This window comes from Pseudomonas sp. dw_358 (assembly GCF_018449655.1).
In the GTDB taxonomy this organism is placed as follows: domain Bacteria; phylum Pseudomonadota; class Gammaproteobacteria; order Pseudomonadales; family Pseudomonadaceae; genus Aquipseudomonas.
This window is the reverse complement of record NZ_JAAVUX010000026.1, coordinates 18,523-43,496: the sequence shown is the minus strand read 5'-3', so window position 1 is coordinate 43,496 and position 24,974 is coordinate 18,523. Positions and strand designations below refer to the sequence as shown.

Genomic DNA, 24,974 nt, shown 5'->3' with positions numbered 1-24,974 from the left:
TTCAGGCGCTCGGCAGGGTGAAGCCGGGGATGTTCCTGCCCAGCTTGACGGCTTGTTCGTGCAGCACGCCCAGCAGCCGCAGCGCCGCCGCCGACAGCGGCTCGAACCGGGAATAGACGAAGCTGACGTCGAACTCGATGGCCTCCTCTAACGGCACCACCACCAGTGCGCTGTCCTGGGCGACGAACTCGTCGATGATGGTCATGCCCATGCCTTGTTTGACCAAGGCCACGGCTTCCGTGGCGTTGGTGAAACTGAGCAGGGAGGTCAGGTGCAGGTTTTCCCGTTCGATGGCGTCGGCCAGCAGGCGGCCGAACGGCATGTCCGGACGAAACAGCAGCAGGGGCTGGCCCACGAGGTCATGCAGCGACAACACGGCGCGCTGGGCAAACGGATGCTCCGCCGCCATGACACAGACCAGCCGGGCGCGCATGTAGGGCAGGGAGTGCAAGTGGTCGTGGACCACCGGCAGCGCCGAGACCGACAGTTCGACCTTTTTCGAGAGGATCTGGTTGGGCATGTCACGCATCAGTGTGGTCTGCCATTCGATCTGCAATGCAGGCATCTGCTGCTTGAGCCGGGCCAGGCCGAAGGGGATGACCACGGTGGACAGCGAGGCGCTGCAGCACAGGCTCAGTTGGCGGCTCGGGCCGTTGGCCAACCCTCGCGCGCACTCGTTGACCGCCAGGGCGGCCTGATAGACCCGCTCCACCTCACGGTGCAGGATCTGCGCCTCGGCTGTGGCCACCAAACGGTTGTTGATGCGGTCGAACAGGCGATAGGCCAGACGACCTTCGATGTAGCCGATCAGTTTGCTCACGGCCGGTTGCGACACATAGAGCATTTTCGCCGCGCCACTGATGGACCCGGTGAGCATCACCGCGCGGAACACCTCCATGTGCCTGAGCTTGAACACCATGGTCTGGGCGTCAGGGCCTTCGCCGTAGGGCATGAATGCTTAACCTTTGGTTATTGTCCGGGCCATTTGGATAGTCGCGCGGCGGCCTGGAGGGTCTTAAAGTTCCAGGTGCCGGGTCGCCCGATGCGGCGAACAATAACAAAGTCACCGTGCAAGCGCAGCCACGCTTGGCAGGAGCCGCCCATGAGCATTTACGACGAACCGAAGATCGATTGCCATAACCATCTGTTCGACCCGGTGCGCTTTCCTTACCTCGCCGACACGGTCTACGCGCCCTCGGGGCAGGAAGTGGCAACCCTCGAGCAATTCAAGCGGGTGCTGGATGCCTACGGGGTGCAGCACGCCTTGCTGGTGCAACCCACCAGCGGCTACCGCGCGGACAACCGCCTGTTGCTCAACGCCTTGGCCCATGACAGCCAGCGCTTCAAGGGCGTGGCGGTGGTCGATCACGCCATCGGCATCGACGCGCTGGCTGCACTCAAGGCGCAGGGCGTGGTGGGCATTGCTTTCAACCCGGCGCTGGAAGGGGTCAGCGTGCTGGACGACGCCGCGCCTTTGTTCGGCCGCCTCGCCGAACTGCACCTGTTTGCGCAGATTCAAGTGCAGGGCGATCAACTGATGGACCTGCTGTGGCTGATCGACAGCACCTCGCCACGGCTGTTGATTGATCACTGCGGGCGCCCGGACGTTCGCAAGGGCCTTGCCCAACCCGGCTTTCAAGCCTTGCTGCAACTGGCCGACAGCGGCCGTGCCTGCGTGAAGATCTCCGGCATGCAGAAGTACGCGTCGATCAACCACCTCGACGAGCAGGCGGGTGACTACGTCCGCGCGCTGCTCGAAGCCTTTGGCCCTGAGGGCTGCATCTGGGGTTCGGACTGGCCGTTCATTCGCGAGCAGGCGCGGGTCGATTACGGCCCGTTGCTCAAACTGGCCGAGCGGCTGATGCCCGACCCGGCCGTTCGACGCCAGGTGATGTGGGAGACGCCACGGCGGCTGTTCGGTTTTTCCGGCTGAGCGACCCTGGCCGTTTGAACACACTTTTCAGAACACGTTCGAGAACAACAAGGAGCACCGCATGAGTCGCAGTCTTGAAGGGCAGACCGCCATCGTCACCGGTGGCATGCGCGGCATCGGCCTGGGCATCGCCAAACGCTTGAGCCAGGCCGGCGCGCAAATCGTCATCTGGGACCTGGCTGTGGACAGCTGGGACAGTCAAGCCAATGGTTTCGAACCGGTGCTGCGCCAGGCCGTCAACGTGGCCAGCCTGGCGTCGGTGCAGGCCGCAGTGGACCAGGTGCTGACCCAGCAGGGCCGCATCGACATCCTGATCAACAACGCCGGCATCAATGGTCCGGTGGTTCCTTCCTGGGAATACCCGGTGGAGGCTTGGGACCAAGTGATCGCCATCGACTTGACCGCCGTGTTTTATAGCTGCCGTACGGTCATCCCGCACATGCGTGAACGCGGCTATGGGCGCATCGTCAACGTCGCGTCCATGGCCGGCAAGGACGGCGTGCAATACATCAGCGCCTACTCGGCGGCCAAGGCCGGGGTGATTGCTTTCACCAAGTCGGCCGCCAAGGAGCTGGCCCAGGACGGCGTACTGCTGAACTGCATCGCCCCGGCCATGGTGGAAACCGGTCTGATGGCGGAAATGACGCCTGAGCATATTGTCGCCAGCAAGGCCAAGATCCCCATGGGGCGCTTCCTGCAAATCGATGAAATCGCCAACATGGTGACCTGGATCGCCGGTCCCGAATGCAGCTTTACCACAGGCTTTGTGTTCGACCTCAGCGGCGGCAGGGCAACCTATTGAATACGCTCGGCGTGGCCGTCAGCGACCCAACAAGGCCTGACGTGCAGCCGGGGCCGGGAATACGCAACGCACATCATGGGCACAGTCTGGCACGACGACCAATTCGCTCTGGTGGCCGTTGACCAGGCGCTTGCGCGCATACTCGACGAAACCCTGTGCCCGCTGCAGGCGGAACTCGCCCTGGCTCATGGCGCCACAGGACTTGTCGAGGATGGGGTAAAACGTGCCCTTGGCCGTGCTGCTGTCCAGCGCGCCGACCAGATAATGCACATCGGCGCCGGCGTAGTGGGCGCGGGCGTCGGCTGGGCTGCGGGTCAGCCAGGCTGGGGCATTGTCAGTGCCGTAGCGCCACTGGTTGGCGTCAGCACAGCTGGCCACCGGGTCTGGCCGTTGCGGGTCGAAATACAGATACGAACCCGGGGAGCCCACCACGTAGCGCAGCTTGACCCCAGGTTCGATGGCTGCATAGCCAATATAGTGCTGCACCATCTGCCCACCGGCGGAGAACCCGGCGACGGTGACCTCGTGCAGGCTCGGCCATTGTTCATGCAGGCGGTGCACCAGCGCATCCAGGGCCGCGTAAGAATTGACGCCTGCGCCATTGCGGGCCGGTTCGCCTTCTACCCAGGAGCGGCAGGTCCACAGCAGGTCACCGGGCTCGGCATCGGGCACGCCCTGGCCGGTGCATTTATCTGCGCTGCGAGCCGAGACCTGAAATTGCGGGGCGACAACGACGGTGTCGGCACTTTCGCCGGCGTTGGCCACGGCCTCGGTGGCGGCGTCAAAGGTGTTCTCGGCATCCCGTGGGTGTCCGTGCAGGACGATCAAGGCGGCCCTGGGCGCTTTCACGCCAGGGGTCACGTAGTAGTGCAGGGTGCCACCACCGGCTTGCGGCTCGAAGGCGGTGTAGTCGCCTGCGGCCAGCACTGTTCCGGCCCACATCAAAGCAAAAAGAGCGATCCATCCACTGCGCATCGGGTACTGCCTCCACGTCATTCGGTTGATGGGCTGTTAACATGGCGAACTTGCCAAGCTTTACAAGGCCCCACTTGTGTTCGACCCGCATAACCCCTTGCAGCAGTACCTCGCCCGGCTGATGCCGTCCAGCCAGCTGACCTTGCGTTACGTGCTGCAGGACGCCGCCGACCGTCTGGGTTTCGCCGACATGGATATCAGCGACGTGCCTTGGCATCAATTGCAGCCTGGCCACATTGGCAGTCTGGTGGCGGCGCTGAGAGATGATGGCTATGCGCCAAACACCTCGTCACTGTACGTCAACGCCGTGCGCGGGGTGCTGAACGAGGGCTGGCGGCTAGGGCTGATCGACCATGAACATTTGCTCAGGATGCGCTCGGTCAAGGCGGCGGCGGGCACCCGCCTGAGCCAGGGTCGCAACCTCAAGCGCACCTTGATTCGTCAGCTGATGGAAGTCTGCGACGGCGATCCACGTCCTCAAGGCCGGCGGGATGCGGCCGTGATTGCCTTGCTCTACGGCTCGGGCATGCGCAAGTCGGAATCGGTCAATCTGGACCTGGCCCAGGTGGATTTTGCCGAGCGTTGCCTGCAGGTCACCGGCAAGGGCAACAAGCAGTTGCTCAAGTATGCGCCCGCCTGGGCCTTCGAACGCCTGGAGGCCTGGCTGACGCTGCGTCGTTCGCAGTTGCCGGCAGGGGTGGGGGATGACAGCTTCCTGTTCAACCGCATTCGCCGCGGCAGCCACATCACCCGCGAGCGGGTGACCAAGCACGCGATATATTACATCGCTCGCACCCGTGGCGCCGAAGTGGGCATCAAGATCATGCCCCACGATTTTCGCCGTTCGTTCATCACCCGGGTGATCGAGGAGCATGATCTGTCGACAGCGCAGAAACTGGCGCACCACACCAATATCCAGACCACCGCCAGTTATGACGTCAGGGACGACAACGAACGGCGGCGGGCGGTGGATCGGTTCGAGATGTAAGGGGCCTGATGAGACCTCATTGGTCGGCCAGCCAAGCCTCGAACAGCTTCGCCGGCATCGGCTTGCCCATCCAATACCCTTGCCCGGCATCACACCCGGCGGCGCGCAGGAAGTCATATTGCTCCCGGGTCTCGATCCCTTCGGCAGTCACCTGGAAATTCAGCGCGCGGCCCAGGTCAATGATCGCCCGGGTGATCGCCACATAGGTGGCATCCCCCGGCAAATCGCGGATGAAGGCCCGGTCGATCTTCAGGTTGTCGATCGGCAGCATCTTCAAGTAAGCCAGCGACGAATAGCCGGTGCCGAAATCGTCTACCGCCGTGGTGACCCCCAGGTGTTGCAGGCGGGTCAAGACCTCGCAGGCATGGTCCTGGCTTTCCATCAGCAGGCTTTCAGTGACTTCCACCTCCAGTGCGCAGGCCGGCAGGTCATGGCGTTGCAGGGCTTGGCGCACGCTTTCGACAAAGTCGCTGCGGTCGATCTGCGGTGCGGCGACGTTGATGGCGATGCGGCCGTCGAACAGGCCATTGTCCAGCCATTCGCGCAACTGCCCGCAGGCATGGTCCAGCACCCATTCGCCGATGGCGATGATCAGGCCGGTGCGCTCGGCCAAGGGGATGAAGTCCGAGGGCATGACCATGCCATGCTCCGGGTCGCGCCAGCGCAGCAGGGCTTCTGCACCCTTCACCTGACCGCTGGCCAAGTCCAGCTTGGGCTGGTACCACAGCTCGAACTCGCCATCGTGCAGGGCACGGCGCAAGGCAGCTTCCATGGACACGCGTTGCTGGATGAACTCGGTCATCTGCCGCTGATAGAAACGAAAACCGTTGCGCCCGGCTTCCTTGGCGCTGTACATCGCGGTGTCGGCATGGCGCAGCAGTACTTCGGGCGAGGCGCCGTCGGCCGAACAGATGGCCACGCCCACGCTGGCGGTTACCAGTGCATGGGTGCCGTTGAGGTCGAACGGGCTCTGCAGCGTCTGCAACAACCGCTGCACCAGCACCACAGCATCTTCGGCCGCCTCGAGGTCGTTGAGGATGAAAGCGAATTCGTCGCCGCCCAGCCGTGCCACGCTGTCGGCCGTACGCGTCACCGAGACGAAACGCTGGGTCGCCTGTTGCAGCAGCAGGTCGCCCATAGGGTGGCCCAGGGTGTCGTTGACCATCTTGAAGCCGTCGATGTCGAGGATCAGTACTGCCATGCACGTGTTGTTGCGCAAGGTGCGCTCGATGGCGTCGGCCAGGCGCTCCTGGAAACACACGCGGTTGGCCAGGCCTGTGACGGCGTCGAAGTGGGCCAGACGCTCCAGTTCCGCCTGGGCGTGCTTGATGCTGGTAATGTCGGAGAAGACGCCCACGTAATTGACCCGCTCACCGCGTTCGTTGGTGATGGCGTTGATGGTCAGCCATTGCGGGTAATCGGCACCGTCGCTGCGCTGGCTCCAGATTTCCCCGCGCCAGTGACCACTGTCGGCCAGGCTCGCGCGCAGGCGTCGATAGAATGCCCGGTCATGCCGGTCGGAACGCAGCAGGCTGCGGGTCCTGCCCACCACTTCATGGGCGGCAAAGCCGGTGATCGTGGTGAATGCGCGGTTGACCCGCACGATCTGGCCTTGGGCATCGGTGATGATCACGGCGTCACCGGTGTTGTCCATCACCAGGCCGGCCAGGCGCAGTTGTTCGGTGGTCTGGCGAATCTCGGTGATGTCGTTGGAAATACCGAGGATGCCCAACAGCCGGCCATCGGCATCGCGCAACGGGCACTTGGTGGTCAGGTAGGTGCGCGAATGCCCTTGCACGTGGTGCACGTCCTCGAAGCGCTGGGCGGTGCCGCTGACCAGCACGGCCTGGTCGTCCAGCTCCTGCAGGCGCGCGTCCTGATGGTCCATGAAATGGCTGCGCCGGTGGCCGACAATCAACTCGCTGGGGTGGCGCACCGAGCGCTCGTACAGGTGGTTGCAGAGCAGCAGGCGAGCATCGGTGTCGAACATGTAGATCAGCGACGGGGCGTTGTCGACGATGGCCTGCAGCAGCGCTTTGTGCTCGAGCAACTGGCTCTCGGCCTGCTTGCGCTCGGAGACGTCCCGCACCACGGCATAGGTAATGATCTGGTTGTCCACCTGCATGGTGCACAAGGTGACCTCGGCCGGGAAGGTGGTGCCATCGGTGCGCTGGTGCACCCAATCAAAGCGCTGCACGCCGTTTTCCCGCGCCAATACGCACATCCGGTGGGATTTGTCGCTGGAGCGCTGACCGTCCGGTTGCCAGACCGGCGAGAGTTCGGCCGGGCTTTTGTTCTGGTATTGACTGACGGCCGTAAACCCGAAGGTACCCATGGCCGCGTCGTTGGCCTGAATGCACCGGTCGTTCTGATCGAAAATCCACACGGCATCCGGTGAGTGCTCGAACAAATTGCGAAAACGGTCTTCGCTCTGCGCCAGAGAGTTCTGGATATTGCAGCGCTCCTCGACCTCGGCATTGAGCTCGATGTTGCGGCGCTGGATCAGGCGGTTGCGACGGCTCAACTGGCTGGCGAACAGCGACAGCACCAGCGTCGCCCCCAGTGACAGGACAAACAGCGGTGAATCCAGCAGCCCGGTCTGGGTCCAGCCGCCGCGCGGGCGTCCTGCCAGTTGCCAGCTGCCGCCCGGAATATCGACAGTGATCAATTGCACCGGCTGGCCGAACAGCGCGATGTCGCCCCAGATCGGCTCGCCCTCGGCGCCTTTGCCGTCGACGCCGCGCAAGGCCAGTTCGAGGTCGTCCTGGGCGGTCATGCCAGCGCCGACGAGGAAATTGCCGACATTGGTCATCACCGAAACGCTGCCCCAATAGCGCGGGCCGGCTGAACCGGCGACGAAAATCGGTCGGCGGTACACCAACCCCTGGCCGCCGCCAGTGAGCGGGATCGGCCCGGCCAGCATCGGCCGGCCAAGGACCCGGGCGCGATGGACCATGGGGTAGAGATGAGGCAGGTTGCGGGTGTCCATGCCGACGGACTGTTCACTGCCGGCCATGGGATAGACATCGCGGACCACATCGTCCGGCGCGATGATGATGTTGTCCAGGTCCGGCACGGCATTGATGACCTCCCGTGCCATGCCCTGGAAATGTTCGTGGGTGATCTGTCCGTCCACGGTCAACAGCTGGGCGATGCCTTCCACCTCGCTGAACGAGGCCCGTATCTGGCTTTGCACTTCGGTTCGCAGGGCACCCAGGCGCAGTTCCACGGCTGCGCGCTCTTCGCCTTGACGGGAACGGGCATCGAGGCTGCCGACACACCAGGACAGCACGCTGCCCACCACCAGGATGCTCAGCGGCAACAGGTAGTCGGTGAGGGCGTGTCGTCGCTCGCGCAGCGTCGCGGACGTGGGGGTAAACACGTGGGTCATTGAAACGCCAGGGCAAATGGATAGGAGGTGTTGCATGGCTAGACTATCGGTACGTCGGGGAAAATATTGAGCCCGGCCGTGCACCGAGCCGACGAGCCGCGCACCACAACAGTGCCTTGACCCTTGCCGCAGCCTGTATCGCGCATAAGCACGCAAAACATGGCCCTTTGCCCCTTGCCAGTTGGCCAGAACATGCGCAAAGTCAACGTACGAGCACGGAGCTACCCATGACCTTTTCACCCCGGTATGTGACCGGCCAGCCAATGGCCAACGACGATTGCTCTGCGGCGTCCTGTCTCGACGATGAGCAGCCGCTGGCACACAGCGATACCAGTGCCATGAGCCGGTGGGTGGCGTACCGTGCCGGTGATCAGTGGCACCTGGTGGGTCAGGGCAACCCGGCCGCGCAGTGGCCGGCGAGCCTCGAGCATGAGGAGTTCGAAACGTTCTGTTCCCGTCACGACCTGTGTCGCTGGCCCACGGGCAAGGGCGAAAGCGTACTGGGTTGGCTGTTGGCGCCGCAGACCGACGCCCGTAACCCGGCCCTGGCCGACTTGGCGCGCCGTCTGGGGCTGAGTGTGCAGTCCGAGGCGCTGGCCCGCGCGCAGAACACCCAGCGGGTGCTGTACGAAATCACCTACCTGGCCAGTTCCACCCGCGAGCGGGGCCCGTTCCTGGAGGGCGTGCATCGTCAGCTGGCGCGCCTGATCGATGCCGAAAACTTCTACCTGGCGCTGTACGAACCCCACAGCGGCAAGATCACCTACCCGTACTACGTCGACATCATCGACGTCGAAGCGGTGGAACCCGAGGCCTACGAGTACCTTGATCGTGACCATCTGTCGCTCACTGGGAGGGTTCTGACCAGCGGTCAACCGCTGTTGACCGACGCCGCCGGCATCGAAGCTGCGCAGGAGGAAGGGCGCTTCCATTGCGTGGGGCACCGCCCGGAATTCTGGATGGGCGCCCCGCTGAAGAACGCCTCCGACGAAGTGTTCGGCATGTTGGCAATGCAGGTGTATGACGTGTCCCGGGTTTACAGCGCCGAAGACCGCGCGCTGTTTCTGGTGGTCGCGCGCCACGTGGCCATGGCCCTGGATCGCCTGCTACACCGCGCCGACCTCGAGGAGACGGTCTCGCGCCGTACCCAGGAGCTGTCCGAGCTCAACCATGCCCTGCGCCAGCAGGTCGCCGAGCGCGAGCGCGCCGAGCACCTGCAAAGCGCGTTGTTCCAGATCGCCGAACTGTCGAGCCAGCCCGGCGACATGGCCGAACTGTTCCGCAGCCTGCATGGCATCGTCGGCGACCTGCTGTCGGCTGATAACTTCTATATTGCCCTGTTTGACCATGCCACCGGACTGGTGACATTCCCCTACTACGTGGACGAAAAGAAGGATGATAGCCCACCCCCTCGGCGCGGCCGTCGTGGACTCACCGAATACGTCATCCGTCAGCGCCGCCCGTGCCTGATCGACTACGACGACGCCACGCAGCTGACCGCGAGCGGCGAAATTGCCGAGACCACCGACCCGATCCGCTCCCAGTCCTGGCTGGGTATTCCGCTGTTCGACGGCGACGAGGTGCGCGGGATTCTCGCGGTGCAGAGCTATACCCCGCTGATTCGCTACACTCAACGCGATCAGGAATTGCTCACTTTTGTGTCCCGGCACATCGACACTGCGTTGTCTCGTCGCAGCGCCGCCGAAGCCATTCACGCCGCCAATCTCAAGCTCGAAGCGCGGGTACAAAGCCGCACCCGTGAGCTGGACCATGCCAATGCCAAGCTGCAGCACGAAAATGCTCATGACGCGCTGACCGGGCTGCCCAACCGCACCCACCTGTTGCAGCGGCTGCAGGCGGCCTGGCAGAACTTTCTGGAGGATCAGCGCCAGGTCACGGTGATGTTCCTCGACCTGGACCGCTTCAAAATGGTCAACGACAGTTTCGGCCATCACTACGGCGACCTGCTCCTGATGCAGGCCGCCGAGCGCCTGCGCGGCTGCCTGCGCGAAGCCGACCTGCTGGCGCGGCTGGGCGGCGACGAGTTCGCGGTGTTGGCGCCGGAACTGACCCTGGACGGCGCAGTGGAAATCGCCGAGCGCATTCTGGTGGCGTTCGACCTGCCGTTCCTGATCGACGGGCACACGGTGTTCTCATCCTGCAGCATTGGCATCGTCAACGCCGACCGCCAGTTTCACGACGAGCCGGCGGACCTGCTGCGCGACGCCGACACCGCGATGTACCGGGTCAAGAACGGCGGGCGCGACAGCTATGCGGTGTTCAACCAGGAGTTGCGCCGGGAGGTCTCCGACCAGGTCGAGCGCGAAGGCGCACTGCGCAATGCACTCAAGCGCACCGACGAATTGTTGCCGTACTTCCAGCCCATCGTCGACGTCGGCAGCGGCCGCCTGCTGGCGCTCGAAGCCCTGATCCGCTGGCGCCACCCGGACGGGCGGATTACCCCGCCGGGCGACTTTCTGCCAGCCCTGGAAGGCTTGCGCCTGATCGGCCGGCTAGACCTGTACATGCTCACCGGGGTGGCCCAGATCCTCGCGCAGCCCGAGCATGCCCACTGGCCGCCGGTGCACGTCAACTGCTCCAGCTACAGCATCACCCGCCCCGAGTTCGCCGCCGAGGTGCTGGCGCTGCTGCAGCGCCATGGCGTGGCCCCGTCGCGCATCTGCCTGGAGCTGACCGAGGGCGCCCTGGTGGCGGAGCCGGACCTGGCCAAGCGGACCATGAAGCAGCTGGCCGACAACGGCGTCTCGGTGGTACTGGACGACTTCGGCGCCGGTTTCTCGTCGCTGAGTTACGTGCACCAGTACCACTTCAGCGGCTTGAAGATTGACAAGTCATTCATCCTCGAACTGACCACCAGCCCGCGCAGTCGCGCTATCGTGCGGGCCATCGTGCGCATGGCCGAGTCCCTTGACCTGACGGTGGTGGCCGAAGGGGTGGAGGACGCCGAGACCCTGGAGTTGCTGCGCGAGATCGGGGCAGGGCAGGCCCAGGGGTATTATTTTGCCAAGCCGCTGTCGCAGGAAGATCTGGTGCAGCGGTTTTTAGGGTAAGGGGCTGACGATCCAACCCCCTTGCTCTGAACGGCTCAGAGGCCTAAAGTCTCGGCAATCATATTCCGGGAATCATACTATGCGCATCCTGATCGTTGGCGCCGGCTCCACCGGTGGTTTCTTTGGCGCGCGACTGGCTCAAGCCGGGCGTGACGTGACCTTTCTGGTGCGCCCGGGAAGGGCCGCCGCGTTGCGCGCCCATGGCTTGCAGATCATCAGCCCGCACGGTGATTTCAGTATTCGGCCGACATTGCTGTGCGCCGAGCAGCTGGACCAGCCCTTTGATCTGATTATCCTCACCGTCAAGGCCTACGCCCTGGAGCAAGCCCTTGAGGACATCGCCCCGGCCGTAGGTCCGGACACGGTGATCCTGCCGGTGCTCAACGGTTTTCGTCACATCGACCGCATCGCCGCCCGCTTCGGCCAGCACACAGTGATTGGCGGGGTGTGCAAGATCATCGGCAGCCTCGACGCCCAGGGCCGGATCGTCCAGGGCGCGAAAATCAATGAAGTCTTCTACGGGGAACTGGACGGCCGCCGCAGCGAGCGCCTCCAACGTATTGATGCCGCTCTGAGCAACGCCGGCTTCACCACTCGCTGGTCTGAGAACATTACCCAGGACCTGTGGGACAAGTGGCTGATGCTGGCGTCGCTGGGCTGCATCAACAGCCTGATGCGCGGCACTGTCGGCGAGGTGGCGTCCACCGAGGCGGGGCTGACCTTTGCCAATGCCTTGATCGACGAGATCGCCCGTGTTGCCCAGGCGTCCGGCCATGGCCCCAGCCAGGCCTACCTCGACCAGACCCGCAGCGCCCTGACCTTGAAAGATTCCCCACAGACCTCATCTATGTACCGTGACTTGCAGGCCGGTCAGCCCATCGAGGCCGAGCAGATCGTGGGCGATCTGCTGCTCCGGGCGCAACAGGCCAACCTCTCGACACCGCTGCTGGCGGCGGTGAATGCCCATCTTTCGGTGTATCAGCAGCGGTTGCGCTGAACACCCCCGCGGTTCCAGTCAGGAGAATTTGCACATGTACCCAGACGTACAGCTGTACATCGACGGCCAATGGCGCCCCAGCCTCAGCGGCGCCAGCCTGGCCGTGCTGGACCCTTCCACCGGCGACACCCTGGGCAGCGTCGCCCATGCCGGCATCGCCGACCTGGACCTGGCCTTGGCTGCCGCCGAGCGCGGTTTCAAGGTCTGGCGCGCGACGTCCGCGTTCGAGCGCTACAAACTCATGCGCAAGGCCGCGCAGATCGTGCGTGACCGTGTCGACCTGATCGCGCGCATCATGACCCAGGAGCAGGGCAAGCCACTGGCCGAGTCGCGCATGGAAACCCTGGCCGCCGCCGACATCATCGACTGGCTGGCCGAAGAGGGCCGCCGCAGCTACGGCCGGGTGGTGCCGGCACGGACCGAAGGGGTCGAGCAGAAAGTCATCATGGAGCCCGTGGGCCCGGTGGCCGCCTTCACCCCGTGGAACTTCCCGATCAACCAGGTGGTGCGCAAGCTGTCCTCGGCGCTGGCGGCCGGTTGCTCGATCATCGTCAAGGCCCCGGAAGAGACTCCGGCGTCGCCGGCCGAGCTGATCCGCGCCTTCGCCGATGCCGGCGTCCCGGCCGGAGTCATCGGCCTGGTCTACGGTGTGCCGGCGGAGATCTCCAACTACCTGATTCCCCATCCGGTGATCCGCAAGGTCACCTTTACTGGCTCCACCCCGGTAGGCAAGCAACTGGCGGCCCTGGCCGGGCAGCACATGAAGCGCGCTACCATGGAGTTGGGCGGTCATGCCCCGGCGCTGGTGTTCAGCGATGCGGACATCGACGTCGCGGCGAAGACCCTGGCCACTTCCAAGTTTCGCAACGCGGGGCAAGTGTGCGTCTCGCCGACACGTTTTCTGGTGCAGCGCGAGGTGTTCGAACCTTTCCTGGCCAAGTTCATCGAGCACGCCAAGGCGATCAAGGTCGGCAACGGTCTGGAGGAGGGCGTGACCATGGGCCCGCTGGCCATCGATCGCCGGGTCCCGGCCGTGGCGGCGCTGGTGGATGACGCCCGCAAGGCAGGCGCCACCGTCCACACCGGCGGCAAGGCCATCGAAGGGCCGGGCTATTTCTATGCACCGACGGTGATCAGCGGTCTGAACCGGCAGATGCGCATCATGAACGAGGAGCCTTTCGGCCCGGTGGCACTGTTGATCCCGTTCGACACTGTGGAAGAGGCCATCGAGGAGTCCAATCGTCTGCCATTCGGCCTGGCCTCCTATGCGTTCACGTCGTCGACGAAAACCGCCCAGGCCCTGAGCAGCGGGATCGAGGCGGGGATGGTCAGCATCAACCACCTGGGCATTGGCTTGCCCGAGTTGCCCTTCGGCGGGATCAAGGATTCGGGGTATGGGTCTGAAGGTGGGACCGAGGCCATCGAGGCTTATCTGAATACCAAGTTGGTGACGGTTTTGGGATAACGCTTTAAAACGTGGCGTTTTCATCGCGGACAAATGTTGCTCCCGCCGTCCTGACCTTGACGTCAAGGTCAAATCTATGGGGGCGGGACTTGTTCGCGATGGGTTCAACCGAGATGAAACCCGCTGACAACTCAAATTTAATGTTGAAAGCTATAGTCATTCATGCAGTTGTACGATAACGTAACACCTAGATTCGCAACAAAGCGTCTCCATCCTCTTTCCGTGTGTCCAGGGTGATCTAACAATGACTCCACAAGAACTCAAAGCTGTCGTCTCCGAAGGCCTCCTGTCGTTTCCGGTGACCGATTTCAACGCCCAAGGCGATTTCCACAAGGCTGGCTACATCAAGCGCCTGGAATGGCTCGCCCCGTATGGTGCCAGTGCGTTGTTCGCGGCCGGTGGTACCGGTGAGTTCTTTTCCCTGGCCGCCAGCGAATACTCGCAAGTGATCAAGACCGCCGTCGACACCTGCGCCAAGAGCGTGCCGATTCTGGCTGGCGTCGGTGGTGCGACCCGTCAGGCCATTGAGTACGCCCAGGAAGCCGAGCGCCTGGGCGCCAAAGGCTTGTTGCTGCTGCCGCACTACCTGACCGAAGCCAGCCAGGACGGCGTTGCCGCCCACGTTGAGGCCGTGTGCAAATCGGTGAAGATCGGCGTCATCGTCTACAACCGCAACGTCTGCCGTCTGACGCCTTCGTTGCTGGAACAACTGGCCGAGCGTTGCCCGAACCTGATCGGCTACAAAGACGGCCTGGGCGACATCGAATTGATGGTCTCGATCCGTCGCCGCATGGGCGACCGTTTCAGCTACCTGGGCGGCTTGCCGACCGCCGAAGTCTTCGCTGCGGCCTACAAGGCGCTGGGCGTGCCGGTGTACAGCTCGGCAGTGTTCAACTTCATCCCGAAAACCGCGATGGACTTCTACCACGCCATTGCCAAGGATGATCACGCCACTGTCGGCAAGCTGATCGATGATTTTTTCCTGCCGTACCTGGACATCCGGAACCGTAAAGCCGGCTACGCCGTCAGCATCGTCAAGGCCGGCGCCAAGATCGCCGGTTATGACGCAGGCCCTGTGCGCACGCCGCTGACTGACCTGACCGGCGAAGAGTACGAAATGCTCGCCGCCCTGATGGACAAGATGGGCCCGCAATAAGCAGCGTCCGATCCGCCGCAAGACCCTGTGGGAGCAGGGCTTGCCTGCGATAGAGGCGCCGCGGTCTGTCAGGCAGACCTCGGCGACCCCATTGCGGGCAAGCCCTGCTCCCACAGTGGGATGTGTCATCGAAAGTACCCGAATTCCCCGCAAAAAAAATAATGAGTGGGAGCCGCACCTGCATGCAAGCCATCAAGAAAACGCATGTCCGCTATTTGATCCTGTTCATGCTGTTTCTCGTGACCACGATCAACTACGCTGACCGCGCGACCATTTCCATTGCCGGCTCCAGCCTGCAAAAAGACCTTGGCATCGACGCCATCACCCTCGGCTTCATCTTCTCCGCCTTCGGCTGGGCTTACGTCATCGGGCAGATTCCCGGCGGCTGGCTGCTGGACCGCTTCGGCTCGAAGAAGGTGTACTTTTTCAGCATCTTCATCTGGTCACTGTTCACTGTGCTGCAAGGCTTCGTCGGCTACATGCCGGCTGCCAATGCGGTGCTGACCTTGTTCATGCTGCGTTTTCTGGTAGGTTTTGCCGAAGCACCGGCTTTTCCCGGGAACGCGCGCATCGTCGCTGCCTGGTTCCCCACCGCTGAGCGGGGCACCGCCTCGGCGATCTTCAACTCCGCGCAATACTTCGCCACCGTGCTGTTTGCACCGCTGATGGGCTGGATCGTGCACGCCTTCGGCTGGGAGCACGTGTTCATCGTCATGGGCAGCATCGGCATCGTGTTCTCGCTGTTCTGGCTCAAGTTCATTCATAACCCGGGGGATCACCCACAGATCAGCCCGGCAGAACTGTCGCTGATTGCCGACAATGGCGGCGTGATCGACATGGACAAGGGCCGCAAAAGCGGCGCGGCCGGCCCGAAATGGGGCTACATCCGTCAGTTGCTCACCAGTCGCATGATGCTCGGGGTGTACCTGGGCCAGTACTGCATCAACGGTATCACCTACTTCTTCCTGACGTGGTTTCCCGTGTACTTGGTCCAGGAACGCGGCATGACCATTCTCAAGGCCGGTTTCATCGCCTCCTTGCCGGCCATCTGCGGTTTCATCGGCGGGGTACTGGGCGGGGTGATATCCGATGCCTTGCTGCGGCGCGGCCATTCCCTGACCTTTGCGCGCAAGCTGCCGATCGTCTGCGGGTTGCTGCTGTCGACCACCATGATCATCTGCAACTATGTGGAGCTGGACTGGGTGGTGGTGGCGTTCATGGCGCTGGCCTTCTTCGGCAAGGGTGTGGGTGCGCTGGGCTGGGCCGTGGTCTCGGACACCTCGCCCAAGCAGATTGCCGGGATCAGTGGCGGCCTGTTCAACATGTTCGGCAACATCGCCTCGATCACCACGCCGATCGTGATCGGCTTTATCATCAATGCCACCGGCTCGTTCAAATGGGCGCTGGTGTATGTCGGCGCCAATGCGCTGGTGGCGGTGTTCAGCTACCTGGTGATTGTCGGCGAGATCAAGCGCATCGAATTGCGCGAAGAAGATGGCAGCCTGGTGCTTGACCCTGCTGCGCCTTTGGTGACCAGCCACTGATGCATGTACCCCTCGACGCTGCCCCTGGGCTGTGTCGAAAATCGAACAGCCTGAGCGACAACTATAAGCAACGACCAGAAGGTGCCCCCATGCAGTTGATCGAACATTCCGACTCCCCGCGCTACGTCCGCCTGCATCCCGATGACAACGTGGTCGTGGTGGTCAACGACCAGGGCGTGGCTGAGGGCAGCCAGTTTCCCGACGGCCTGACCGTGGTCGAGGGCGTCCCCCAGAGCCATAAGGTGGCCACGGTGGACATTCCCAAGGACGGCACGGTGGTGCGCTACGGGCAGATCATCGGCTATGCGCTGGACAACATCCGCCAGGGCAGCTGGGTGCGCGAAACCATGCTGGCCATGCCGTCCGCACCGCCCCTGGACAGCCTGCCGATGTCCAATGCCGTGCCGGCGCCATTGCCGCCGCTGGAAGGCTTTACCTTCGAGGGCTACCGCAACGCCGACGGCACCGTGGGCACCCGCAACATCCTTGGCATCACCACCACGGTGCAGTGCGTGACCGGTGTGCTGGACCATGCGGTCAAGCGCATCAAGGCCGAATTGCTGCCCAAATACCCGAACGTCGACGACGTCATTGCCCTGACCCACAGCTACGGCTGCGGCGTGGCCATTACCGCCCGCGATGCCTACATCCCGATCCGCACCGTGCGCAACCTGGCGCGCAACCCCAACCTGGGCGGCGAAGCGCTGGTGGTGGGGCTGGGCTGTGAAAAACTGCAAGCCAACCAGGTGATGCACGAAGACGACGCCTCGGTGGACCTCAGCGAACCGTGGATGTATCGCCTGCAGGACGCCAGCCATGGCTTCTCTGAAATGATCGACGACATCATGGCCTTGGCCGAATCCCGCCTGCAGAAACTCGACCTGCGCCGTCGCGAAACCGTGCCAGCCTCGGAGTTGATCCTGGGGATGCAGTGCGGCGGCAGTGACGCGTTCTCGGGGATTACCGCCAACCCGGCGCTGGGCTTTGCTTCTGACCTGTTGATCCGTGCCGGCGCCACGGTGATGTTTTCCGAAGTCACCGAGGTGCGCGACGCCATCTACATGCTGACGTCCCGGGCCGAGACTCGGGAAGTGGCGGCCGACCTGGTGCGTGAGATGGACTGGTACGACCAGTACCTGGAACGCGGCGCCGCTGACCGCAGCGCCAACACCACGCCGGGCAACAAGAAGGGCGGGTTGTCGAACATTGTCGAAAAATCCCTGGGTTCCATCGTCAAGTCCGGTAGCAGCGCGATCAACAGCGTGGTCGGTCCGGGCGAGCGCTTCAAGCGCAAAGGCCTGACTTTCTGCGCCACCCCGGCCAGCGATTTCGTCTGCGGCACCTTGCAGTTGGCGGCAGGGATGAACCTGCACGTGTTCACCACCGGACGCGGCACGCCGTATGGGCTGGCCATGGCCCCGGTGGTCAAGGTATCGACCCGCACCGAACTGGCCGAGCGCTGGCCAGACCTGATCGACATTGATGCAGGCCGCGTCGCTACCGGCCGGGCGAGCATCGAGGAGTTGGGTTGGGAGTTGTTTCACTACTACCTGGACGTGGCCAGCGGACGCAAGCAGACCTGTGCCGAGCATTTGAAATTGCACAATGACATCGTGCTGTTCAACCCGGCGCCGATCACCTGATCGGGCGCATGGCCCCTCCAGCGCAGGAGGGGCCAAGGAGGGTCTTACAATCCCGCCAACGCCTCGAGGAGGTCGACTTCCGGCAGCCCCGGCTCATCCAGCGCCAGTTGCGCTTCCAGTTCGTCCAGGTGCGCCAGCATCACCGCCACCGCCAACTCATTGTCCCCGGCGCTCAACGCATCCAGTACTGCCTGGTGCTCATCCGAGGCGCAGGAGGGCACGTCACCGCGCTGGTACAGGGCGACGATCAGCGAGCTGCGCACCATCAGGTTGTCGAGGATCTCGGCCATCACGGCGTTGCCGCCCAAGTCCCCCAACAGTAAGTGGAACTCGCACAGTTCGCGGACGATTTCCCGGCGGTCGGTGGCGTTGGTGGCCTTGCGCTCGTTGGACATGTGCTGGACGACGCGGGTCTGATGCTCGGCCATGGTCGCGGCGCTGATGCCTTCGACAATGGCGCGCTCGATGGCCCGCCGAGCCGCAAACACTTCCCGCGCCTCGCGGGCACTGGGCTGGGCAACAATCGCGCCGCGGTTAGGCTCGATGCTGACGATGCGCTGCATGGCCAGGCGTTGCAGTGCGACTTGTACGTGATTGCGGTTGGCATTCAGGGTTTCGACGATCTGCGCCTCGATCAAACGAGTTCCCGGGCGCAAGCGATGCTGGGCGATACCCCGTGACAGGACATCGACGATGCGCTGGACTTCAAGTTGTTTGGCGGTGACCGTTTTGAGACCCATCTTTCCCTCTGCTCCTTGATTGCCGAGCGCTGAAACGATTGCGCCCGGCATTATCCGACAGCTCCGCTGCCGGGTAAAATGACACTTACAACGCTTCCAGTGGCTCTTCCACACGCAGCAGTCGACCGGCGTTGCCCAGCACCAGCAGAGTGCTGAGGTTATGCAGGATCGCGGCCACCATGGCCCCGGCCGCTCCCAGCCAGCCGAAGGCCGCCGCCGCAACAATCGCCAGGGTCCAGCCCAGGCCGATGGCCACGTTGACCTGCAAGGTCCGGCGACATTGGCGGCTCAAGCGCACACAGGTGCCCAGGCGGCGCAGATCGCTGCCGATCAGGACGATGTCAGCGGACGCCAGGGCGATATCCGAACCGCCTGCGCCCATGGCCACACCCACCACTCCGGCTTTGAGTGCCAGCGAGTCGTTGATCCCGTCACCCACCACCAGTGGCCTGAAACCGCCACGAATCTCATCGGTGACCCGGCTCAGCTTGTCTTCCGGCAGGGCCTGTGCGACGACGTCGGTGATGCCCACCACCCGCGCGAGATTCTGTGCCACCGGCAATCGGTCGCCGGTCAGCAGCAACTGCCGGCCCAGCCCCAGTTCCCGCAGGTCGGCCATGGCCAGCGCCGCTTCCGGACGGACCTGGTCGGCCAGCAGCATCCAGGCCAGAAAACGCCCGTTGAGGGCCAGCCCGGCCATGGGGCCATCGTGCTCAGGCACCGGCGGCAGGTCGATGCCCAATTGCGTGAACAACTCGGCGCGGCCCAGCGCGGCTTCGCCCTGAGCGGTGCTGGCGATGACCCCCAGCCCCTGGCGTTCGCGCAGGTTTTCAAGGGTCTGCCAGGCGTGTGGCGCAACCGCACCGGCCAGCGCGCGGCTGACCGGATGGCTGCTGGCCGCGCCGAGGCTGGCGGCCAGGGTCAGCAGCAGGTGCTCGTCCAGTCCGGCGCCGGCCACCTGTTCCATGCGCTGCAAGTGCAAGGCGCCATAGGTGAGGGTGCCGGTCTTGTCGATCACCAGCGAGCTGAGGTCGGCAAACTCTTCGAGGAACGCCGAACTGCGGATCAAGATGCCGTGTCGGGCCGCTACCGCGACCCCGGCGATGGCCGTCGCGGGTGCCGACAGCACCAGGGCGCAAGGGCAGGCCGCGACCAGCACCGCGAGCATCGCCTGGGCATCCTTGCTGATGAACCAGGTCACGGCCGCGATCAGCAACACCAGCACCATGTACTGCCCGGCATGGCGTTCCAGCAGGCGGGTGATGGGGGGCTTGGCCCGTTCGGCCTTCTGCATCAGGGCGATGACCTTGCCCAGGGTGGAATCCTGCCCGGTGCGCGACACTTCGATGCGCAGCAGACCATCGAGGTTGATGGCCCCGCCGAACACTTCCATGCCCGGAACCACCTGCACCGGCACCGATTCCCCGGTGATGGGCGCAGTGTCCAGGCTCGCCTGACCTTCCAGTACCCGGCCATCGGCAGGGATGCGGTCACCGGCGCGCACCTCCACTTGGTTGCCGCTGACCAACTCGCTGTTGTCGACTTCGCTGACCCGGCCATCGGCGCCGATCAGGCGAGCCTGGCTGCGGGTCAACTTGCCCAGGGACTCGATCGCTTCCTGGGAACCGATCACGCTGCGCTCTTCCAGCACGTGGCCGAAGATCATCAGCACCGGCAGCAGGGCCGCGGTCAGCAGATCGCCGGTGGCCCAGGCCCCCAGCAGCGCCAAGGCCACCAATTGGTCGGTAATGCCGTGCAGGCTGGGAAAGCGCAGGCTGTACCAGGCCGAACGGAGCACCGGCACCGCCACCAGCAGCGAGGCGGCGCCGAACAGCAGCTGTGCCACGCCGTCCTGCAGCGGGTCGAACCAGCGCCACAGCAGGCCCAGGCCCAACAGGCCGAGGGCAATCATGGCAATGCTCAACTGGCGCGCCGCACTGCGCTGCTCGTCGCGGGTGAGCATGGTGCCGGTCAGGTGGCCATGGTTATGGCCGCAGTGGGGGTCATGCTCATGGTCATCTTGGTCGTGATGGTCGTGATGGTCGTGATGGTCGTGATGGGCGTGGTCGTGCGCGGGATGGCTCATGGTTGGCTGCCTTGCAGAATCAAGCGGCTGTCGTCGCGGGGGTCGACCGTGGTGACCGAGCCGGCCTTGGACAGAATGCCCGGGATACGCTCCCGGTACAGGCGTTGCAGCAGGCCGGGGTCGCTGTGGTCGCGGGCGGTGGCAGCAAGGCTGGTAATGGTGGCGGTGTCGCTGTTGGCCTTGGCCAGGCGTTCGCTGGCCTGGGCATGGGCCACCTGCAGCGTACGATCGGCGTCCTGGGTAGCGGCCTGGCTGACCCGGGCGGCGTCATTGCGGGCGCTGGCAATGTTCTGCTCGGCGCGCTGGCTGGCGGTCAGGACGGCGTTGAAGGCATTGACCGCGCCCTCCGGCAGGCTCGATTGCACGTCGACACGGTCGATATGAATGCCCAGGCCGGCGCCGTTGGCCTGCAATTGGGCCAGGCTGTGGTTGATCCCTTGCACCAGATCGCCGCGCAGGCGTTCGCGGCGTTCGGCGGCCTGGCTGTCGTTGCCGACCAGTTCCGGGCGGGCCACAAGGATGGTGTCCAGGTCCCGCGAGGCGCACACAGCCACGGCGCTGCGCGCCACCAGGCGATCGAGGGCGGTGTTCAGGTTGGGCTGTTGCAGGACGTAGGCGTAGGGGTCGGTGACTTTGTAGAACACTCTCACGTCCAGTTGCACCACCCCGGCGTCGCCGGTCAGTAAATAACCGGAACCGGCCAGCGCGTCATTGCTCAACGAGGTGTTGAGGTCGGCCTTGCTGGCCGGGTTGTCCCGCAGCAAAGTGACCACGCGCTGGTCGATGACCCGGTCAGGGGAGGGCAGCAGCACCACTTTTTCGAAGGGTTCCGGCCAGGCCAGCAACAGCCCGGCGCCTTGCACCCGTTCCAGGGCGCCCATGCGGATGACCACGGCGCGGCTTTCCGGGCCAATCTGGCGGATATTGCCCAGGCCCCAGGCCAGCGCTGTCAGCAAGGTAATGGCGTACAAGGCCAGGAACGCCAGGCGGCCCGCCTGCCACCAAGGGCCTTGCGCCGCGTCGCGAGGCGCTGCACTCATGGCTTGCTCCCGCTCGGCGCCGGCAATTGCGGCGGCCCGTCCACCAAGGCGCGGAACGGCGCGGCATCGGTGCGCAGCACCAGGCGGGTGCCGGAATTGACGATGGTGCCCAGCGTGTCCAGCGAACGCAGCAGGTTGTACAACTCTGGTGCCCCCGCGTAGGCCTTGCCGTAGATCTGCGCGGCTTCGACCCGCGACTGCGCTTCCACATCCGCGGCTTTGACCTGCGCATCGGCCTGCAGAATGCGCGCGTCACGCTCGGCGGCCGAGCGTATCTGCGCGGCCTGACGCTTGCCTTCGGCGGTGCGTTCGGTGGCGATGGTTTCTCGTTCGGCGCGCATGCGCTCGACCGTGGCATTGAGGGTCACGGCCGGCAGGGTCAGGCGTTCGATGCCGACCTGTTGCACGCGCACGCCATAAGTGCTGAGCAGAGGGCCGGCGATCTGCTGGCGCACGTGCTCTTCGAATTCTGCCATGTGCACCTGGCTGGCGTCGGTGTTGACCAGGTTGGCGAGGTCGAAAGCACTGGCGCTGGTCTCCAGGGCCGAGCCGAGGAAGGTGCGGATCTGCCGGGCGGCTTCATCCGGCTGGTTCTGCACGGCGCGCATGAAGCGCTGCACGTTTTCAGTGTCGCCTTGTACCTGCCAGGCTACGTAGGCCTGGACGATGATGCGCAGGCCATCGCGGGTACCGACGTCCTGCAGGCCGCTGGAAGTGGTGTGCAGGCGCAGATCCACCGGCACCGCCGCCTCGAACGGAATCGGCAGGCGCCAGGCCAGGCCCGGTTCGAGCAGGACTCGGCCGGGGTTGCCAAAACGGGTAATGACCGTGGCTTCGCCGGAACGCACCTGCACCAGGCAGGCGGTGCCGATGGCGAACACCACCAATACCCCGGCCAGAGCCATGCGCCGCCAAGGTCGTGAGGGCTGGGCGCGGGGGGGCGTCAGCGCTGGAGGGTGGTCGTGGCCGCTGTGATCGTGATCATGGTGATCGTGGTGGTCATGGTGGTCATGCCCAGCGTGGGAATGGGGTGCGCTCAAGGGGCTACTCCTGCGGCGGCGCGATCGGTACCGGCCTGTGGTGGGACGGGGTCGACCGGTGCGGCAAAGCTTCTCAGGTCAAGGGTAGGTGGCTGGCTGCCGGCCAGGCGGTGATCGAGGATCAAGGCGTGGGCGTGGCTCATTCCCAAGGCCAGCTGGGTGAAATATTGTTCATCGATAAAGGCCTGCCCGGCGCTGCGCCAGGCTTGCTCTTCGGCGCCAAAGCGCAGTTGCGCGGCGCGGGCGGTGCCCAGGGTTTCCTCGTGGCCGGCGTTGGCCGAGTCGGTCAGGTCGGTGGCTTGCATTTGCGCCTGGCTCATGGCTTCGCTGGCCTTGCCGCGCTCGCGGGAGATCAGGGCCTGGGCGCTGATCTGTGCGGCCTGCACGGCATGATAGGCATCGGCGGCACCGGCCGGTGGGTGGATGGCTTCGACCACGGTGGCCAGCAGTTCGACGCCGCTGTCCAGTTGGTCGAGGTCGGCCTGCACGGCCTTGCCGATGTCGGCGGACAGGCCGTTGCGGCCTTCGCCCAACAGGTCATCGAGGGTGCGCCCGGCGAATTCGTGGACCAGCACCCGGCTGGCGGTGCTGCGGATCAGTGCCGGGATGTCGGCACTGTGATAGGTCGCGGCCAGCGCGGCCTTGTCGGTCAGGCCGATGCGGTAGACGAAGCGCAGGTCCATGTTGACGATCTGGAAGCTCTGCTGGTCGCCCGCGCGGCTGGCAATGACCTGGGATTTTTCGCTCTGGTGAGTGGCGTCCCACAGGCGGTTGGCACTGGCCGGAGCCGGGCCGTCGGTGCTGGCCAGTTCGTCGGCGGCGGTGTTGCTGTCGCCGCTGGTGGCCAGTTCATGGATCCCCCCGTTCTCGACCGCGCGCACTTGGCCGAACGGCCAGGGCAGGCCTACGTGCAGGCCGGGCGGGTAGACCTCGACCGGCCTGCCGAAGCGCTCATAGATACCGCGGCCGTTCATGGCGATCTGGGTCACGCCGCTCAGGCCCCAGCCGATCAACAGCATCAGGCTCAGCACCGGCAGGAAAGCCCGGCGCATGAAGCCGAAGGCCCAGATCTGCCGCAGGTCGATACCGAATCGCTCATGCACTTCGTCCTGCAAGCGCCCCAGCGGGCGCGGTGGCCATTGCAGCAGGCCGGCCAAGAGGCTATCGGCGATGATCTGCGGTTCAAGGGTGGCGCGCTGGGGGTTGAACATCGAAAAGGCTGCGCGAAGCAACAATTCGATGGCCACCAGCCCGGGCAACAGGCTCGACCACACGGCCAGGCGCAGTGGCCAGACGCTCTGGGCGCCGGCGAAGAACAGGCAGATCACGGCGATGACCAGGCACGCCAGCACCACGCGGATCTGCAGCGCCAGGCCATTGGCCTCAGGCCATTCCTGAGGGTCGGCATGGGACAGGTGACGCTCGAGCACCAGCAGGCCGAAGGCCAGTACCAAGCCGAACGCGGCCACGACATAGGCGCTCTGGCCGACGACGGCGGGTTGCAGGTTCAGGGTCCAGCTCGCTTGCAGCACCCACAGGGCCAGCACGCCGGCGACGATCATCCACAACGCCCCGACCCCGAGGCGCGCGACCAGACGATGGCTGCGCGCAACCACGCGGTTGAGCAGGCGATCGTAGGCGCTCAGTGAGGTGTCGGGGGCCGCGGGGTCAGCGGACGCGTCGGGCAGGGCGCCGAGCAGGGTGCGCTCACGCCAGAGGGCAATCCGCCACACCCATTGCAGTTGACCGGCCAGCAGCAGCGACGAGGCGCCCAGCAAGTACAGCAAGGGCGTCCAGACGGTGTCGGCGGCGAACAATCGCACAAAGACTCCCGCCAGCAATGCCAGCACCAGCCACACGGCCAGTGTGACCAACAGCACCAGTGACCGCCTGGCCTGCCAGTTTGCCCGCTGGAACCTGGGCAAGCCGTGCAGGTCACGCCCGCTGGCATTCAGATCTACCCTCACACGTACGCCTCCGTTGAAATGGCGGCGAGTCTAGCCGGTTGTGCGTAACTTTATAACAATGCGTGTCAAAGTTTCATCCACTCGGGTCTCGGCAGAAATGATCCTTTGACCCGCTCTGCCACCTGCTCCAAGGTGG

The 24,974-nt window shown here is 64.4% G+C and carries 17 protein-coding genes; 9 read left to right on the top strand and 8 right to left on the bottom strand.

The window, feature by feature from the left end; all coding sequences use genetic code 11:
* Window position 1: 1 nt before the first annotated feature.
* On the bottom strand, window positions 2-952 hold the full coding sequence (locus HB675_RS24665; protein WP_213881775.1) for a LysR family transcriptional regulator: 951 nt from the start codon (window positions 950-952) through the stop codon (window positions 2-4).
* 150 nt (window positions 953-1,102) lie between these two features.
* On the opposite strand from HB675_RS24665, the gene HB675_RS24660 reads away from it, so the two are divergent.
* Together HB675_RS24660 and HB675_RS24655 are read left to right on the top strand one after the other, a co-directional pair.
* Window positions 1,103-1,933, top strand: coding sequence for an amidohydrolase family protein (locus tag HB675_RS24660; protein ID WP_213881774.1), 831 nt, complete (start codon window positions 1,103-1,105; stop codon window positions 1,931-1,933).
* A 61-nt stretch (window positions 1,934-1,994) separates the two neighbouring features.
* Window positions 1,995-2,735, top strand: a complete 741-nt coding sequence (locus tag HB675_RS24655; RefSeq protein WP_213881773.1) for an SDR family NAD(P)-dependent oxidoreductase — start codon at window positions 1,995-1,997, stop codon at window positions 2,733-2,735.
* A gap of 18 nt (window positions 2,736-2,753) precedes the next feature.
* Here HB675_RS24655 and HB675_RS24650 read toward each other — a convergent pair whose 3' ends face one another.
* Window positions 2,754-3,710, bottom strand: coding sequence for a hypothetical protein (locus tag HB675_RS24650; RefSeq protein ID WP_213881772.1), 957 nt, complete (start codon window positions 3,708-3,710; stop codon window positions 2,754-2,756).
* A 121-nt stretch (window positions 3,711-3,831) separates the two neighbouring features.
* Here HB675_RS24650 and HB675_RS24645 point away from each other — a divergent pair, with 121 nt between their 5' ends.
* Complete coding sequence (locus tag HB675_RS24645) at window positions 3,832-4,698, top strand: tyrosine-type recombinase/integrase (protein WP_213881794.1); 867 nt, start codon at window positions 3,832-3,834, stop codon at window positions 4,696-4,698.
* Between the two features lie 16 nt (window positions 4,699-4,714).
* Here the strand turns inward: HB675_RS24645 and HB675_RS24640 are convergent, their stop codons facing one another.
* Window positions 4,715-8,089: an EAL domain-containing protein gene (locus tag HB675_RS24640; protein WP_213881771.1), complete on the bottom strand. Its 3,375-nt coding sequence runs from the start codon at window positions 8,087-8,089 to the stop codon at window positions 4,715-4,717.
* A 227-nt stretch (window positions 8,090-8,316) separates the two neighbouring features.
* Between HB675_RS24640 and HB675_RS24635 the strand changes: the two genes are divergently transcribed.
* The 6 genes from HB675_RS24635 to garD all read left to right on the top strand — a co-directional run bounded on the left by HB675_RS24635 (window position 8,317) and on the right by garD (window position 17,965).
* Window positions 8,317-11,160 (top strand): EAL domain-containing protein, encoded by a 2,844-nt coding sequence (locus HB675_RS24635; protein ID WP_213881770.1) that lies wholly within the window; start codon window positions 8,317-8,319, stop codon window positions 11,158-11,160.
* Between the two features lie 79 nt (window positions 11,161-11,239).
* A complete protein-coding gene (panE, locus tag HB675_RS24630; protein WP_213881769.1) occupies window positions 11,240-12,157 on the top strand; it encodes a 2-dehydropantoate 2-reductase in 918 nt (305 codons plus the stop codon).
* Window positions 12,158-12,191: 34 nt separating this feature from the next.
* Window positions 12,192-13,622, top strand: a complete 1,431-nt coding sequence (locus tag HB675_RS24625) for an NAD-dependent succinate-semialdehyde dehydrogenase (RefSeq protein ID WP_213881768.1) — start codon at window positions 12,192-12,194, stop codon at window positions 13,620-13,622.
* 244 nt (window positions 13,623-13,866) lie between these two features.
* Complete coding sequence (gene kdgD, locus HB675_RS24620) at window positions 13,867-14,778, top strand: 5-dehydro-4-deoxyglucarate dehydratase (RefSeq protein WP_213881767.1); 912 nt, start codon at window positions 13,867-13,869, stop codon at window positions 14,776-14,778.
* 182 nt (window positions 14,779-14,960) lie between these two features.
* Entirely contained in the window at window positions 14,961-16,322 is a 1,362-nt protein-coding gene (locus HB675_RS24615; protein ID WP_213881766.1) for an MFS transporter, read from the top strand.
* 89 nt (window positions 16,323-16,411) lie between these two features.
* Window positions 16,412-17,965 (top strand): galactarate dehydratase, encoded by a 1,554-nt coding sequence (gene garD / locus HB675_RS24610; RefSeq protein ID WP_213881765.1) that lies wholly within the window; start codon window positions 16,412-16,414, stop codon window positions 17,963-17,965.
* Between the two features lie 44 nt (window positions 17,966-18,009).
* Here garD and HB675_RS24605 read toward each other — a convergent pair whose 3' ends face one another.
* From HB675_RS24605 to HB675_RS24585, 5 genes are all read right to left on the bottom strand, one after another.
* Complete coding sequence (locus tag HB675_RS24605) at window positions 18,010-18,705, bottom strand: GntR family transcriptional regulator (RefSeq protein WP_213881764.1); 696 nt, start codon at window positions 18,703-18,705, stop codon at window positions 18,010-18,012.
* An 85-nt stretch (window positions 18,706-18,790) separates the two neighbouring features.
* A complete protein-coding gene (locus HB675_RS24600; RefSeq protein WP_256737672.1) occupies window positions 18,791-20,668 on the bottom strand; it encodes a heavy metal translocating P-type ATPase in 1,878 nt (625 codons plus the stop codon).
* Window positions 20,669-20,787: 119 nt separating this feature from the next.
* Complete coding sequence (locus HB675_RS24595; RefSeq protein WP_213881762.1) at window positions 20,788-21,831, bottom strand: protease modulator HflK; 1,044 nt, start codon at window positions 21,829-21,831, stop codon at window positions 20,788-20,790.
* On the bottom strand, window positions 21,828-22,871 hold the full coding sequence (locus tag HB675_RS24590) for a protease modulator HflC (protein ID WP_213881761.1): 1,044 nt from the start codon (window positions 22,869-22,871) through the stop codon (window positions 21,828-21,830). Before HB675_RS24590 ends, HB675_RS24595 begins: the two co-directional genes overlap by 4 nt.
* Window positions 22,868-24,838 (bottom strand): SPFH domain-containing protein, encoded by a 1,971-nt coding sequence (locus HB675_RS24585; protein WP_213881760.1) that lies wholly within the window; start codon window positions 24,836-24,838, stop codon window positions 22,868-22,870. Before HB675_RS24585 ends, HB675_RS24590 begins: the two co-directional genes overlap by 4 nt.
* Between the last annotated feature and the right edge of the window lie 136 nt (window positions 24,839-24,974).

Bases quoted from the DNA above. Each gene is read 5' to 3' on its own strand.
- panE (WP_213881769.1), top strand. From the start codon at position 11,240: ATGCGCATCCTGATCGTTGGCGCCGGCTCCACCGGTGGTTTCTTTGGC.
- HB675_RS24595 (WP_213881762.1), bottom strand. From the start codon at position 21,831: ATGAGTGCAGCGCCTCGCGACGCGGCGCAAGGCCCTTGGTGGCAGGCG.
- HB675_RS24625 (WP_213881768.1), top strand. From the start codon at position 12,192: ATGTACCCAGACGTACAGCTGTACATCGACGGCCAATGGCGCCCCAGC.
- HB675_RS24660 (WP_213881774.1), top strand. From the start codon at position 1,103: ATGAGCATTTACGACGAACCGAAGATCGATTGCCATAACCATCTGTTC.
- kdgD (WP_213881767.1), top strand. From the start codon at position 13,867: ATGACTCCACAAGAACTCAAAGCTGTCGTCTCCGAAGGCCTCCTGTCG.
- HB675_RS24650 (WP_213881772.1), bottom strand. From the start codon at position 3,710: ATGCGCAGTGGATGGATCGCTCTTTTTGCTTTGATGTGGGCCGGAACA.
- HB675_RS24655 (WP_213881773.1), top strand. From the start codon at position 1,995: ATGAGTCGCAGTCTTGAAGGGCAGACCGCCATCGTCACCGGTGGCATG.
- HB675_RS24665 (WP_213881775.1), bottom strand. From the start codon at position 952: ATGCCCTACGGCGAAGGCCCTGACGCCCAGACCATGGTGTTCAAGCTC.
- HB675_RS24635 (WP_213881770.1), top strand. From the start codon at position 8,317: ATGACCTTTTCACCCCGGTATGTGACCGGCCAGCCAATGGCCAACGAC.
- HB675_RS24605 (WP_213881764.1), bottom strand. From the start codon at position 18,705: ATGGGTCTCAAAACGGTCACCGCCAAACAACTTGAAGTCCAGCGCATC.
- HB675_RS24645 (WP_213881794.1), top strand. From the start codon at position 3,832: ATGCCGTCCAGCCAGCTGACCTTGCGTTACGTGCTGCAGGACGCCGCC.
- HB675_RS24640 (WP_213881771.1), bottom strand. From the start codon at position 8,089: ATGACCCACGTGTTTACCCCCACGTCCGCGACGCTGCGCGAGCGACGA.
- HB675_RS24600 (WP_256737672.1), bottom strand. From the start codon at position 20,668: ATGCTCACCCGCGACGAGCAGCGCAGTGCGGCGCGCCAGTTGAGCATT.
- HB675_RS24615 (WP_213881766.1), top strand. From the start codon at position 14,961: ATGCAAGCCATCAAGAAAACGCATGTCCGCTATTTGATCCTGTTCATG.
- garD (WP_213881765.1), top strand. From the start codon at position 16,412: ATGCAGTTGATCGAACATTCCGACTCCCCGCGCTACGTCCGCCTGCAT.